This window comes from Anabaena sp. UHCC 0204, assembly GCF_009711975.1.
In the GTDB taxonomy this organism is placed as follows: Bacteria; Cyanobacteriota; Cyanobacteriia; order Cyanobacteriales; family Nostocaceae; genus Dolichospermum.
In genome coordinates this window covers 3,444-18,824 of the sequence record NZ_VIKW01000037.1, presented here as the reverse complement: position 1 = coordinate 18,824, position 15,381 = coordinate 3,444, and the positions used below count along the sequence as shown (strand labels likewise).

General features: G+C 37.7%; 13 protein-coding genes and 1 tRNA gene. 9 read left to right on the top strand and 5 right to left on the bottom strand.

Annotated features, from left to right (window positions below; all coding sequences use genetic code 11):
• Nucleotides 1–194: 194 nt before the first annotated feature.
• From FJR04_RS21450 to FJR04_RS21430, 5 genes are all read right to left on the bottom strand, one after another.
• The gene (locus FJR04_RS21450; protein WP_168498581.1) at nt 195–1,994 is read right to left on the bottom strand and encodes an aspartate kinase; all 1,800 of its coding nucleotides are present in this window, start codon (nt 1,992–1,994) and stop codon (nt 195–197) included.
• Nucleotides 1,995–2,383: 389 nt separating this feature from the next.
• The gene (gene pstB, locus FJR04_RS21445) at nt 2,384–3,178 is read right to left on the bottom strand and encodes a phosphate ABC transporter ATP-binding protein PstB (protein WP_168498579.1); all 795 of its coding nucleotides are present in this window, start codon (nt 3,176–3,178) and stop codon (nt 2,384–2,386) included.
• Complete coding sequence (gene pstA / locus FJR04_RS21440; RefSeq protein ID WP_168498577.1) at nt 3,172–4,095, bottom strand: phosphate ABC transporter permease PstA; 924 nt, start codon at nt 4,093–4,095, stop codon at nt 3,172–3,174. Before pstA ends, pstB begins: the two co-directional genes overlap by 7 nt.
• A gap of 51 nt (nt 4,096–4,146) precedes the next feature.
• Nucleotides 4,147–5,061, bottom strand: coding sequence for a phosphate ABC transporter permease subunit PstC (gene pstC, locus FJR04_RS21435; protein WP_168498575.1), 915 nt, complete (start codon nt 5,059–5,061; stop codon nt 4,147–4,149).
• 119 nt (nt 5,062–5,180) lie between these two features.
• Nucleotides 5,181–6,194, bottom strand: coding sequence for a PstS family phosphate ABC transporter substrate-binding protein (locus FJR04_RS21430; RefSeq protein WP_168498573.1), 1,014 nt, complete (start codon nt 6,192–6,194; stop codon nt 5,181–5,183).
• A gap of 289 nt (nt 6,195–6,483) precedes the next feature.
• On the opposite strand from FJR04_RS21430, the gene FJR04_RS21425 reads away from it, so the two are divergent.
• The 9 genes from FJR04_RS21425 (at nt 6,484) to FJR04_RS26300 (ending at nt 15,082) form a co-directional block, all read left to right on the top strand.
• Nucleotides 6,484–7,080, top strand: coding sequence for a chromophore lyase CpcT/CpeT (locus FJR04_RS21425; RefSeq protein WP_168498571.1), 597 nt, complete (start codon nt 6,484–6,486; stop codon nt 7,078–7,080).
• 121 nt (nt 7,081–7,201) lie between these two features.
• A tRNA-Cys gene (locus FJR04_RS21420) sits at nt 7,202–7,273 on the top strand.
• A 200-nt stretch (nt 7,274–7,473) separates the two neighbouring features.
• A complete protein-coding gene (locus FJR04_RS21415; protein WP_168498569.1) occupies nt 7,474–7,803 on the top strand; it encodes a CU044_2847 family protein in 330 nt (109 codons plus the stop codon).
• Between the two features lie 14 nt (nt 7,804–7,817).
• Nucleotides 7,818–8,690: a trypsin-like peptidase domain-containing protein gene (locus tag FJR04_RS21410; protein WP_168498567.1), complete on the top strand. Its 873-nt coding sequence runs from the start codon at nt 7,818–7,820 to the stop codon at nt 8,688–8,690.
• A gap of 140 nt (nt 8,691–8,830) precedes the next feature.
• On the top strand, nt 8,831–9,637 hold the full coding sequence (locus tag FJR04_RS21405) for an Rpn family recombination-promoting nuclease/putative transposase (RefSeq protein WP_168498565.1): 807 nt from the start codon (nt 8,831–8,833) through the stop codon (nt 9,635–9,637).
• A 47-nt stretch (nt 9,638–9,684) separates the two neighbouring features.
• Entirely contained in the window at nt 9,685–9,873 is a 189-nt protein-coding gene (locus FJR04_RS21400; RefSeq protein WP_217359465.1) for a hypothetical protein, read from the top strand.
• A gap of 114 nt (nt 9,874–9,987) precedes the next feature.
• The gene (locus FJR04_RS21395; RefSeq protein ID WP_168498564.1) at nt 9,988–11,058 is read left to right on the top strand and encodes a hypothetical protein; all 1,071 of its coding nucleotides are present in this window, start codon (nt 9,988–9,990) and stop codon (nt 11,056–11,058) included.
• A gap of 17 nt (nt 11,059–11,075) precedes the next feature.
• The gene (locus FJR04_RS21390) at nt 11,076–12,071 is read left to right on the top strand and encodes a MoxR family ATPase (RefSeq protein ID WP_168498561.1); all 996 of its coding nucleotides are present in this window, start codon (nt 11,076–11,078) and stop codon (nt 12,069–12,071) included.
• Between the two features lie 110 nt (nt 12,072–12,181).
• Nucleotides 12,182–15,082, top strand: coding sequence for a formylglycine-generating enzyme family protein (locus FJR04_RS26300; RefSeq protein ID WP_254445343.1), 2,901 nt, complete (start codon nt 12,182–12,184; stop codon nt 15,080–15,082).
• Nucleotides 15,083–15,381 lie beyond the last annotated feature (299 nt).

Below are 15,381 nucleotides of genomic sequence, written 5' to 3'. Positions count from 1 at the left end.
TTCACGCAGAGGCGCAGAGTCTACAGAGAGTAAGAGTTTGAAATCATTGATTTTTGAATTTCATACCCTAATTCAGCAACGCCGAAATAGGGAATAGGAAACAGATAAGAAACACTCATTTGCACCAGTTTAAAACTCAGTTAAAAAAAGATGTTTTTCAACATGAGTTTTTTCTGTTCCCTGTTCCCTTATTCTCAGACAGGAACAACAAATTTTTCACTTCCAGCTAAATCAAAAGCTGCGTGAATAACTTGTAAAGCTTTCACACCTTCGTCAATAGCCACAACACAACTAATTTTGATTTCTGAAGTGGCAATCATTTGAATATTGATATTATTTCGAGCTAAAGCTGTGAACATTTTAGCAGCTATTCCTGGTTGTCCTACCATACCAGAACCAACGATACTCACTTTAGCGATCGCACTATCTAATATTACTTCGCCCCAACCAAAATCTCCTGCTACTTGTGTAAGTTTTTGTTGGGCATTTTCTACATCTATTTTGGCGACAGTGAAAGCAATATCCCGACGCGGTACACCATCTAATACTCGACAACGTTGGGATTGAATAATCATATCTATACTAATATTACATTCTGCCAATAATCCAAATAATTTTGCTGCCATACCCGGACGATCTGGTAATTGTCGAATCGCAATCCGGGCTTGGTTCATATCTAAAGCCACACCGCGCACAGCAGGAGCTTCCGTAGTAGGAGCGGGGAGAGACGTAGAGGAAGAATTAATTTCAAAAGTGTTGCAGAGGGCTATTATAGCGCGATCGCAATCTACAACATCAACGACACAACTCACCTTGACTTCACTGGTAGAAATCATCTGAATATTCACACCAGCCGCAGCTAAAGTTTTAAACATCTGCGCTGCTACTCCTGGCCTCCCAATCATCCCTGCGCCGACAATGCTCACTTTTGCTGTATCTTTCTCAACAATAACTTCTGCTTCATCTGAACTAGGATGATTTCTCAATACTGGAGCTATAGCCGATGATACAGCTTCCGCCCGTTTTAATATTGATGTATTTACTGTAAAAGCAATGTCGTTACTATTACCTTCATGAATAGATTGAATAATTAAATCCACATCAACATTTTGCTGGGAAATTTCTCCAAACAACTGGGCTGCTATTCCTGGTTTATCAGGAACACGCAATAAAGCCACCTTAGCCTGTTGGATATCAAATTCTACAGCATCCACAGGACGGGCTAATTCTAAGTTTACTAATGGCCGATCTTGTCTTGGTGGCGTTGTTACCCAAGTTCCCGGTTGATCTGTCCAACTAGAACGTACCACCAAAGGAACGCCATAATTACGGGCAATTTCCACAGCCCGAGGATGTAATACTTTCGCGCCTAAACTAGCCAATTCCAGCATTTCATCACTGGTGATTTCTGTTAATAATTGGGCTTCGGGAACAAGCCGGGGATCTGTAGTTAATATCCCTGGCACGTCTGTATAAATTTCACAAAAATCTGCACCGATAGCTGCTGCTAAAGCTACTGCTGAAGTGTCAGAACCACCACGTCCTAAAGTTGTAATTTCTAATTCTTCTGTGCTGCTAATTCCTTGAAATCCAGCCACAACAACAACTTTACCACCCTTGATATGCCGCATCAAGCGTTCTGTTTCAATATGTAAAATTCGGGCGCGGCTATGTTCGGCTTCGGTAACAATACCTACCTGAGCGCCAGTCATAGAAATCGCTGGTTGGCCAATTTCCTGTAATGCCATACTTAATAAGGCAATGGTAACTTGCTCTCCTGTGGAAAGCAGCATATCCATTTCCCGACGGTTAGGGCTTTTAGAGATATCATTAGCTAGTTTAACTAAGCCATCAGTGGTTTTCCCCATCGCTGAAACCACTACGACAACAGAGTTTCCAGCTTTGACAGTTTTTTCAACCCTACTCGCAACAGCTTGAATTCGTTCAACTGAACCAACAGATGTACCACCGTATTTCTGAACTATGAGCGCCATAATTTTACATTTAATCAATATGTGATTGCTTTAATCAATACTTCCGTCGGGAAGCATTAAAATATTACAAGTTATTTAGATTACTAAAATATCAGAAACAGCGATAGCTATGCTAGTCTTCGGCAACGCTCAAACCAGAGAATTTAAATTTTGTGATGATTAATTTTTTAATCTTTAACAAAAAATTAACCCATTACCGTACCTTTCTTAACTTTTTTTGACCAATTACTATACATACTTACATCTAGGGAACAGCATTATTGACCATTCATTAATTAATGCTACACCCCTCAAACATGGACAAACATAAAAAATTCCTAGCTGGAGATATTCTTCTATCTATCCTGCTAGGTTTATTTTTATACTATCATCGGCTGTCATCCAGTTTTTTAACCAAAACGACCATTTACATAGTCAGCCGTTCTTTCCTGGACGGGTTGATCAAAAATGATCTCAGTTTTGTTAAACTCTACCAATTCGCCCAAATACATAAATGCTGTATAGTCAGATACACGGCTTGCCTGCTGCATATTGTGGGTAACAATCAAAATAGTTACTGTTTTTTTAAGTTCAGTAATTAACTCTTCAATACTAGCAGTAGCTATGGGATCTAAAGCAGATGTTGGCTCATCAAATAGAATAATTTCCGGATCAGTTGCCAAAGCCCGCGCGATACATAAACGCTGCTGCTGACCACCAGAAAGATTAAAAGCTAAATCATGTAATCTATCCTTAACTTCATTCCACAACGCTGCATTATGTAACGCTTGCTCTACTTTTTCATCAATAACTCTCCGCCTAGATTCACCTCTTACCCGCAAACCATAAGCCACATTCTCATAGATTGACTTGGGAAAAGGATTAGGTCTTTGAAATACCATACTAATCCGCATCCGGACTTCAATAGGGTCAATTTTCTTACCTAGTAAATTAATACCATCTGGTTCTAAGGCAATTTCCCCTTGATAGCGATTTCCTGGATACAAATCGTGCATTCGATTGAAACAACGTAACAAAGTAGTTTTGCCACATCCAGAAGGTCCAATCAGTGCTGTTACCTGCTTTTCACCCACGGACATATTAATGTCTTTCAGGGCGTGGACTGTGCCACCATAGTAAAAATTCAGGTAATTAACAGAAGCTTTGATTGGTCTTTGTAAAGTTGCGGATTTTGTTTTTACCATTTGATTGTTTTGCGGATACGATAACGGATATACATGGCGACAGAGTTCATAGCCAAAGTAATAAAAATGAGGATGATACCTGCGGTAGCTGCATTCACTTGAAAGTCAGCCTGGGGACGAGATATCCAATCAAACATTTGAATAGGCATGACTGTGAAGGGCGCAAGTAACCAAGAAAAAGAAATATAAGGAAACTGCCCTGTAACTGGTGGTTCTGGTAAAAAGGCAATAAATGTTAGCGCCCCAATGGTAATTAAAGGTGCAGTTTCACCAATGGCTCGCGCCATAGCGACAATAATTCCTGTGATAATTGTCCCTGTTGAGTAAGGGAGAATATGATCCCAAATCATTTGCCACTTGGAAGCACCGGCGGCATAAGCAGCTTCACGGATACTATTGGGGATAGCTCGTAAAGCCTCACGGGTAGAAACAATTACCACTGGTAAAACTAATAATGCTAGGGTGAACCCAGCCGTCACCACGCTTTGCCCAAGATTTAACCCATAAACAAATACTCCTAAAGCCAGAAGTCCGTAAATAATCGAGGGAACTCCTGCGAGGTTGGTGACGTTAATTTCAATTAAATCAGCAACCCAGTTTTTTCTGGCATACTCTTCTAAGTAAATTCCTGATGCTATCCCTACAGGAATGGCTACTGTTGCCGTTACTAGCATGACTAGCAGAGTTCCTACCCAAGCGGAAAGGATACCAGCTTCTTCCGGTTTGCGACTAGGAAAGGAAGTTAAAAATTGCCAGGAAAGTCGAGGTAAACCATCACTAGCTAAGTCAAATAACAGTGCTACTAGTGTGACAATACCAATCAGCATTGACAAAAAGCCAATGATGTTGAAAATATATTCCGATCGCTTATTACGGGCAATAGTCTTGCGGACTTGCTGAATATTCAGAGTTGTCATGTAAATAATTGATAATTGACAATTGACAATTGATAATTAATTGTTCTCTAATTAATAAATTTCTCGATAACGTTTGGTGAGAAGATGACCTATGACGTTGAAACACAAAGTCATTAGCACTAGAGTCAGTCCGACTGCAAAGATAGTTTCGTATTCTAGACTGCCATGAGGTAAGTCTCCCAGGCTGACGGAGACAATATAGGCTGTCATGGTTGCGGCTGGTTCTAATGGGTTTAGGGTGAGGTTGGGTTGACCACCTGCGGCGATCGCAACTATCATAGTTTCACCTGCTGCACGAGAAATCCCTAAAATGTAAGCTGCTATTATTCCAGAAATAGCCGCTGGTAATACCACTCGTAAGGCTGTTTGTAAACGGGTAGCCCCAGTGGCATAAGAACCCTCACGCAGATGTGTGGGAACTGCACGCATAGCATCTTCGCTCAGGGAACTAACGTAAGGAATGATCATCACACCGATAACTAGTCCCGCACTCAACATACTAAAACCAGGCAAAGCCGGCAGAATTTTTTGTAATAATGGTGTGACGAATAACAATGCAAAATAACCATAAACTACTGTAGGAATGCCGGCTAGTAGTTCTAAGGCTGGTTTAACTATTTCCCTGATTATGGGAGGAGCAAATTCACTGAGGTAAATAGCAATAATTGTTCCCAATGGTATTGCTACTAATAAGGCCACAACTGTGGTGACAAAAGTTCCCGAAACAAGTGGCCAAATACCGTAATGTTTGTCATCAAATAATGGTGTCCATTGGGTATCAGTTAAAAATTCCCATAAAGATACTTTCTGGAAAAATAGAATGGATTCATAAAGCAAAATACCAATAATTGCGATTGTAGTTGCGACTGAGGAAAGTGCAGCTAAAAACAAGATAGATTCAATTGCCCGTTCTCGTAAATCCCTTGTTATTTTTGGCGAAAACTGAGTTTGCTTGGCATTAATCATGTTAGAAATTGGATCTCAGATGATGACTTGAGATAAAGAAAAGTGTGATATCGTTGCTTTATTCTGAGTTGTAGAGACGTTCCATGGAACATCTCTACAGTATTTATTTGATACTAGATTTATTCTTTAGCTTCACGACGCATTAATTCGTCAATCTTTAAACCAACTGATTCTTTACCACCAAATATGCTACCAAATCTCTTTTTATTGAAATGGCCTTGAGCAGTAGTGTAAGCTGAATTTGGTAAAGCTACATATCCTACTTCTTTCACTAACTTAGGTGCATTCCGTAAGTAGAATTGGATAAACTGCTTCACCTCTGGTTTATTAGCAGCCTTGTCACTAACATAGATGAATATAGGGCGGGATAATGGATTGTAAGTACCGTTTTTTACAGTTGTTTCCGAGGGGGTGACACCATTAACTGATACTGACTTGAGTTTGTTTTTGTTTTCTGTGTAATAAGCAAAACCAAAGAAACCAAGGGCGTTTTTATCGCGAGCAACACCTTGTACAAGTACGTTGTCGTCTTCACTGGCTGTGAAATCACCCCGGCTAGACTTGGATTTACCAACAACAGCTTCGGTAAAGTAGTCAAAAGTTCCCGAGTTAGCACCAGGTCCAAATAACTTCAAAGGTGCATTAGGAAATCCCGCACGGACTTGATTCCAGTTATTAATTTTGCCCTGTGCGCCTGGTTCCCAAATTTTCTTGAGTTCAGCGACTGTCAGGTTTTTAGCCCAAGTATTGCCGGGGTTAACCACAACTGTTAAAGCATCATAAGCTACTGGCAATTCAACGTAGCGAATACCAGCTTTTTTGCATTCATCAATTTCTTTTTGGAGAATGGGACGGGAAGCACCAGAGATATCTGTTTCACCGCGACAGAATTTTTTAAAGCCACCACCAGTACCAGAAACACCAACGGTAACTCTAACTTTACCTCTTTGCGATTTTTGGAATTCTTCTGCTACTGCTTCGGTAACAGGGAACACGGTACTAGAACCATCAATCTTGATTGTACTCACACTTTGGGAGAAAACCGCAGACATTGACACAGCCAAGGTGGTGGTCATCAATGAAATTGCACCTAAGGCTTTTAAGCTGGTAAGCTTAAGATTAACTCTGTTCACAAAAAACTCCTAAATTTATGGGACTTAATATTTCGCTCAATAGCTCCGAAAAATCAACGGTTCTATTCAATTAAGAAACGATGAAAAATTATATGTACAATGTATAAATTCACAGAACAAGGTAATCTAGCAATTAACTTGTGGTTAGATAAAGGTTAATTTTTAGTGAATGTTTGGTAAAGTTTAATATAGATGTTTAATGACATACTAAGGTTTAAAATTAGCAAATCTGTATCAGGCGGTTTTGAGCCTCTGTACCAAAATCCACAATCTAAAATCCCAAATTACTATGACTCATTCTACAGATATTGCCACCTTAGCTCGTTGGATGGCCGCTGATTTTAGCAATCAAGCCCAAGTTTTTGAGAATCCGGCTTTTTATGCCCATATCCGTGTATGTATGCGTCCCCTCGATTTTGGGGTATTATCAGGGGTAAGTTTGTTTGTGGAACAAGCTTATGACTATATGCTGAATAAGCCTTATCGGGTGCGGGTGTTAAATTTGCTGACGGTAGGGGATAAAATTCATATTGAAAACTATACTGTCAAGGAAGAAAAAGACTTTTACGGTGCTTCCCGTGATTTACCAAGATTGCAGACTTTAACGAGCGATCGCCTAGAAAGACTCTGTGGTTGTAACATGATCGTAGAGTGGAGTGATCACAAATTTAAAGGCACAGTCGAACCTGGAAAGGGCTGCATTGTCATCCGTGACGGGCAAAGAACCTATTTGGATAGTGATTTTGAAATTGATGGCGAAAAGTTCATCAGCCGCGATAGAGGACGAAATCCCGACACAGATGATCATGTTTGGGGTTCTGTAGCAGGTCCTTTTTACTTTCTCCGTTGGGGGAATTTTGCCGAAGAGGTGAAATTAAATCCTTAATATCCAATGTTGGACAGGCTTTTTGTCTGTCCAATCTGTGAAAAAAATGAATATGCAAAAAAATTTCTCCTAGATGGTGCAATTTGGCAAAAATGGTGCTAATATAGGTAATTGTGAGTGCGGCGACATAGCCAAGTGGTAAGGCAGAGGTCTGCAAAACCTCCATCCCCCGGTTCAAATCCGGGTGTCGCCTTTGAGAAAAACCAACGAAAATCAAGCAATTCAAGGCTTTTAGCAATAAGAACAGGGAGGGGTATCATGCTCCTCCCTTCATTTTTTGGGGTAAGTTTGGGGTAAATTCAGCTAGGTGTAAATTAGTGCAGTCTTTTACAGTTCAAATATGCTGATAATGTTTTATATTTAACATTGCATAGCCTAATTGACAGCATATATATGGCAGAAAAACAATTAGTTGAGTTTACCCTAGAAGATGGGCGTAAATTCTTAGTGGAAGTTGAAGAACCAGAAGATATAGATTCATCTCTGGAGAGAATCGCTTTACCATCTGGTCGCATGATTACAGAGGCAAAGCAGAGTTTTGAAGCAGCTATAGAGAATATTAAGCCCGTAGTTGCCAGCATTAGTAACAAATTTAAAGACTTGGGTCCCAAGGAAATGGAAGTCAAGTTTGGAATCAAACTCAGTGCTGATGCTGGAGCTTTCATCACTTCGGTGGGTGGAGAAGTCACCTTTGAGATTACTGTGAAGTGGAGTAATGACTAAGATTAGTAGGTTTTATGTCAACTGAAAATTACTTTCAAGTCTTTAGAAGTGCGATCGCTCGCATTTACAATAAAAACGGCAAAGTTGTAGGTGCTGGTTTTTTGGTCAGTCAGTACCATCTGCTTACCTGCGCTCATGTAGTTACAGCCGCTTTGGGTATTACCACTAATACACAAGACTCTCCATCTGAAACTATAGAGGTTGATTTTCCCCTCATTGCCCCTGGACAAAAAGTAACAGCCAAGGTTGTATTTTGGCAACCTGTGAACCCAGGACAAACTAAGGAAGATATTGCGGGATTACAAATAGAAGAGACTCTACCAACGGGTGTGAGTCCTGTACAGCTTGTCACCACATCAGATTATTGGCAGCATAAATTCCGCATCTTTGGTTTTCCCCAAGGACATGATACAGGTGTTTGGGCTGACGGTGAACTGCGTGATATTCAAGCTACTCGCTGGATACAGATAGAAGCCATTAAAGTTCCTGGGTATCAAATTGAGCCGGGTTTTAGCGGTTCTCCTATTTGGGATGAATCATTACAGGGAGTTGTAGGAATGGCTGTAGCCGCAGAGAAAAAGCGAGAAGGAGTAAAAGCGGCATTTATGATACCTACAACGGTATTATTTGAAGCTTGGAGTTTGTTGAATCAATCTATTCAGCAACAATCAATAAACTCATCTCCCTCTTTAAGTCGAGTCCAAGAAATTAAAGCTAGAGAACTGAATAAAAGGTTAGTAATTTTAGAAGGTGATTATGAAGCTGTTTATAACCAATTTAATGAAACACAAAATGCTGAAACTAAAAATCAAATACAGCGACAACTGAACAGACTTGAGCAAGAAATGAATGAAGTTATCGAAAAATTAAAAATGATCGGGTCATAAAAATTCACGGCTACACAAACAAAGTCCACTTGTGTGGACTAAAAGAAAAATCAAGAATTGGAAACCCACCTGCGTGGGTTTTGCTTGTGTAGACGCGGTTTCTAACCGCCCTTTTAATCAAGCCATCTTCGAGTTATAAAATGAAGACAGATACGATATTTTACACCTTACTCAAAAATCTCCCCAGTGTTTTATTTGAAGTTCTCGAAAAGTCACCCACACTGGCTTTACACTACGAATTTTCCTCTGTGGAAATCAAAGAGTTAGCACGTCGGATAGATGGTTTATTTTTACCCAAACCAGAATACCCACAAGATCCGATTTATTTCGTGGAAGTACAATTTCAAAGCGATGATAATTTATACTGGCGATTAATTACAGAAACGTTCCTTTATTTAAACCAGTATAAACCTCAAAAATCATGGCAAGCTGTAGTATTGTGGGCAAATAGGAATCTTGATCCTGGTATACCCTTAGCATATCAAACCTCACTCGCTGCTGGGCAAATTCATGTAGTTTATTTAGATGAATTAGCTGATACATCATCTTCAATTGGTTTAGGAATTATTAAATTAGTAGTTTCTTCTGAAGATGAGGCTATCCAAAAAGCAAGAAGTTTAATCAATTTGGTAAAAAATGCAGATGCAGAAAACAGCAGTAATCTTTTAGAATTAGTAGAAAGAATGCTGATTTACAAATTTTCATCCTATAGCCGTCAGGAGTTGGAAGCAATGTTTGGATTAACAGAATGGCAACAAACTCGATTCTATCAAGAAGTTAAGGAAGAAGTTAGAGAAGAAGTTATGGAGGAGGTTGAGGAAAAAACTAAGTTAAAAACGATCCCTAGATTGTTAAGTGAAGGGCTAACTGTAAAACAAATTGCTCGTATCCTTGAGTTAGATATCAACGTGGTGGAACAAGAAATCAAAAAACAAAATAGTAAATAATTTAACATGATTAATTTTCATCCTATAGCCGTCAGGAGTTAGCAACAATGTTTGGATTAACAGAATGGCAACAAACTCGATTCTATCAAGAAGTTAAGGAAGAAGTTAGGGAAGAGGTGAAGTTAAAAATGATTACTAGATTGTTAAATGAGGGGTTAACTGTAGAACAAATTGCTCGTATCCTTGAGTTAGATATCGAAGTAGTGAAACAAGAAGTAAAAAAGCAAAGTAAATAATTTTGCATGACAAACCTTCATCTATTTGTAGGGGTTTAGCAATGCTAAACCCCTGTCTATGGAATCAAATAATTAAACAATTTTCATTGTAAGTTCTGGAAGATTTTTTATAACATGGGAAAAGCTGATATTAACAAACTTAAAGCATTAGAAGAAGAATTTAATCAGATCGAAAAAGCTTATAAAGCGATTTGTGATAAATTAAATGAAACGTATGATCCTGAACTTAAAAATAAACTAATTCTACAAAAAGATCGTCTTGAAAAAGACATGGTAAACAAGGAAAAAGAAATAGAAGAATTAAAATTTTCTATTCAAAAAAATGATGAATTTTCTGCTCAACGTTCATTTTTATCATATTTAGCTAATCGTTCTCATCAAGAATTTGAACTAACAGAAGCTATTGAAAATCGAGATCCATCTCGTCTGCTAGTTTGTATAATTCATGGTGATGAACTTCAAAGCCATACTAAATTTCTAGAACGAATGCAAAATGATTTTCTTCCTCATGTGCTGGGTTTAGACCAGAATAAAACTACCGTTAAAATCAAAAAAATGACGTATTCTTCAGAACTTAAAAATCTGAATGAACTACCAAAGTTTTTATTAATGAATCTTAGAAAAACTCTTTTGACTCGAAACTCTGCATCTTTACAAGAAATTAATGAACTTTTTAATAAATCGAGTCCAATGATTGTTTATACTGATTTAGTTACTGATGATTTGCCAAAGCAAGGATTTTTAATTTTAAATAAATTGTTAGAATGTTGGCAAGATTGGCATAATCAAAATACTATTAATGAAAATGTAATAGTTTGCATCTGTGTTAAATATAAACGTATTGAATGGAGATGGAATATATTTGCTTTTTTTAAGCAATATCATTATCAACAAATAAATAAGAAAATGCGTAAACACATACAAGAATTTTCATCAATTAGTGAAAAATATAACTTTTTATCCGTTGTTATTTTATCAGAACTAGAGGCTATAGGGAGAGCAGATGTTGAAAATTGGGCTGATTGTGAACATACTAAAAATTTTGTTGGTGAAGATAAAATTCAACAATTAAAGGATAAAATTGGAGATATGTTTGATAAATGGCAAAAACAAAACTCATCTGATAGAATTCCCATGAGGTATTTAGCTGACAATTTAATTGAAATACTAGAAAATTTGCATTAATTTAAAAAGGAATTAACATGAAATTACCAATTTACACAGGTCAAGGACAACAAGCCAAAGAACTACCAAAACAACTTCCAGATTCTCCCATCTCTCAATTACTCAAACCAGAAAAATACATTGCTGATGCAGGTTTGAGAGATGCCTGTAATGTGGCATTATTATTAGGACAACCCTTATTAGTCACTGGAGAACCGGGAACAGGAAAAACTCAATTAGCTTATAGTCTTGCTTGGGAACTTGGACTTGGTGAAGTCTTGAAATTTGAAACTAAATCCACTAGCATTGCGCGGGATTTATTCTATAATTATGATGCTTTAAAGCGATTTCACGATGTGCAGACTGCTTCAGCTTCAAGTCAGATTTTAAATTATATCACTTATCAAGCGTTAGGATTAGCGATTTTACGCACCCGCAAGTTCGATGAAGTTGGAGAATTTTTACCATTAGAATTTCCTAATCATGAACCAGTGCGTTCTGTGGTTTTAATTGATGAAATTGATAAAGCACCCCGTGATTTTCCTAATGATTTACTTAATGAGTTGGAATTGATGTATTTTCGGATTCCAGAGTTAGGAAATCAAAAAATTGCCGCAGATGAAAAGTTGAAACCAATTGTCATTATTACTAGCAACTCTGAAAAAGATTTACCTGATGCTTTTCTGCGACGTTGTATTTATTATCATCTTCCTTTTCCCAAAGGTGATAAACTGAAGGAGATTATTGCTAATCGTTTAGGAATGAATATTAGTGATCCATTTTTACAATCAGCCATTGATTTATTTGAGAAATTACGTGGAAGTAGCTTGACAAAAAAACCTGCAACTGCTGAATTATTAAGTTGGATTTTAGCTTTACAAAAATTTAGTAGTATTCCAGATCATCTTTTAATTCAACTAGATCCAGAATTAGTTCTCCCTACCCTCAGTAGCTTAATCAAAACTACTGAAGACCAAAAAAAAGCCACAGAAATTATAAAAAAATGGATAACAGAACAGAAAATAACAACCTAAAATAATACAGTTGTAGTTGTAGGTTGGGTAGAACGAAGTGAAACCCAACATTTATTGGGTTTTATTCCCTATTTTGAATATCAAGAAAAAGCCAGAAAAGTTATAGAACAATGGATAGCAGACCAGAAATAAAAAATACCCCAAATTGGCTAAATCTTGATGTTTTGATAGGACTTATTGATACTCTTAGAGAAGCAGGTTATAGCATCGGAGTTTCTCAATATATCGCAGCACAGGATTTAATTCTGATTCTGATTTCCCAGGGTGAAAACTTGGATAATCCAGAGAGGTTAAGAAGTTTACTAGCTCCAATATTTTGCAGTTCACCAACTGAACAAGAAAATTTTAAACAGCATTTTGATGATTTATTTAAACCTGTTAATCAAAGTAGTTATGTTATAGAAGAAACAGCCGAAGAGAACAGAACATTTTTAGAAAAACAAACAGCCATAAAATCTCCTTATTTTCACTTAAAGTTACTGTTGATAACTATTATTTCGTCGGGAATTCCTTTATTTTTAATATTCAGTGATTCCCCTTCTGATACACCAAAACCAACCTTTACTCCTACACCAACACCAACACCAACACAGCCACCTCCAACAGAAAACACCAATATACCAGATAAAAATTCTATAGTCTGCACTGATAATTCCCCAATAAATCTATCAGAAAATCCCATTAATATCATTAACTGGCCAAGAGAAATAGCATTTTTCTTGACTCCTTCTGCTTTATTTCTAATTTCTAGAATGTGGTGGTTTTGGTTAACGCGGCAGTTGTTTCTGCGACGGTATGGAACTACAACACAACCCGAATTAGATGAGCTTACCCTGGATTTTGATATTGAACAAGACTTGTTTCCAAGAATAATATTAATGCAAATTGCTCGAAATCTCAGACGACGGATACCTGGTTCTTCTACGCAACTCGATATAGAAAAAACTATTGATGCTACTATGCGTCAAGGAGGATGGTTAAAACCTGTATATCGTAATTGTCAGAGGACTCCAGAATATTTGTTTTTGGTTAATCGCACCAGCTTTCAAGATCATCAAGCTCAGTTTATAGAAGAAATAATTGAGCGGTTGAAAAAAGAAAATGTTTTAATTATCAGCTATTTCTTTGATGATGATCCTTTAATTTGTTTTCCTAGTCAGGGAGAAGGTTCTCCTTTGAGACTAAATGAAATTATTAATAAATATGACCAGCATTATCTGATTATAGTTTCCGATACAGAGCAATTTTTTAGTATTATTAGTGGTGAATTAGAGCCTTGGATAAGTCAATTGATAAGCTGGAAATTTCGGGCTTTTTTCACACCCAAACCGACGACAAACTGGGGTTATCAAGAGTTTCAAATAGCGCGAGAGTTTAATATATTACCGGCTACACCACAAGGGTTACAGGTATTTAGTCAAAAACCTTGGAGTGAAGATAATTTAGAGCCTTTCTCTTTGCCAGAGATAGGTTTAGAGAGAGATTTATCAGCAATACCTATACCTCAAACATTGCGTACCCAAACTTATCGCTGGTTAGAACGTAATTCTCCAGAACCTGAAAAAATTGCCACTATGTTGGTTTCTCTGCGGAGATATTTGGGTGATGATAGTTTTTATTGGTTTTGTGCTTGTGCAGTTTTTCCGGAATTGCAATGGAATATTACTATTTATTTGGGTAATGTTCTGAAAACAAAAGCTGGAAAATCTCTTTTAGAAGTTTGTTCTTTGAATAATTTGGCGCGTTTACCTTGGTTTCGTTCTGGTTATATTCCAGATTGGTTGCGTGTTGATTTGATTAAACAATTGACTGAGGAACAAGAACAGGAAATTAGAAATGTATTAAAAAACTTACTCAATCAGGTTAATGAGACTTCTGGAAATTGGCTGAAGTTATTAATAGCCAAAACATCTATCAAAACTATTTCTGAAGATAGTCCATTACAAGATTATCTGTTTCTGGATTTTATGACTAAACCATCTCTACTGGATCTGAAAGTACCAGAAAAGTTTAATCAATTATTGCCAAAATCAAAAAATCCAAGTTCTCAAAAAACGCAAATCACCCGCAGAAGATTCTTGCAAATGGTTGGTTTAGGAGGTGTAGGTTTTGTTGCAGCAGTAGCAGGTAATCAGGTTTTGAAACCTAAAACTCCAGAAATTAAAAGAGCCTCTCGTACTTGTACGTTTGATGTACTAACAGTAGATGCTCAAGGAAAAATTAGTAACCGTGTTTCTAGTGAGGCAACGCTTTTTATTGAAGAGTTGGGTAATAATATAACCCTGGAGATGGTGGAGATTCCTGGTGGTTCTTTTATAATGGGTTCACCAACATCAGAAAAGGGTCGCAGTGATAATGAAAGTCCACAACATGAGGTAAATGTACCTGCTTTTGCTATGGGTAGATTTGCAGTGACTCAGGAGCAGTATCAACAAATCATGGGTAAGAATCCTTCTAAGTTTAAAGATGATGGTTCGACTGCGCTCACCAACCAACGCCCTGTTGAGAGCGTGTCTTGGGATAATGCTGTGGATTTTTGCAATAAGTTGAGTGAAAAAACTGGGCTTAAATATCGTCTACCGAGTGAGGCAGAATGGGAATATGCTTGTCGTGGAAGGACGACTACACCCTTTCATTTTGGAGAAACGATTACAACTAACTTAGCTAATTATGACGGCACTGTGACTTATGCTTCTGAGCCAAAAGGTAAATTCCGTGGAGAGACAATAGAAGTAGGTAGTTTTCCACCTAATAGCTTTGGTTTGTATGATATGCACGGCAATGTATGGGAATGGTGTCAAGCTGATTGGCACGATAATTATACAAATGCGCCTAAAGATGGTAGTGCTTGGACAAGTCTAAGCGATGGTACAAAAGTGCTGCGCGGTGGTTCGTGGGACTTCAATCCTGGAGCCTGCCGTTCTGCCCTCCGCCTCAACGTCAATCGCGATTTCGGGTACAACGTTATCGGTTTTCGCGTTGTCTGTGTTAGTGCGGCGAGGACTCTTTAGCCCTTTGCTCTCTTGCGCTTTTGCGCTCTGCTCTTTCTTCTCTTTACCCCTACGAGCGTAGCGAGACGATTTTTTTTGTCTGAATCAGGATGTCCAGGATTTTAGGATTTACAGGATAGTTTGGTCGTTTTGTTGATAGGTTTTTTGGATTCTGATTTTTATTGATTGTTTTATTGAGCTATTTCCTAGAAATATAATTGTCTGAATCAGGATAGCCAGGATTTGAGGATTTAGAGGATGGTTTGATCGTTTTGTTAATAGGTTTTTGATTCTGATTTTGATTGATTGTGTTATTGAGC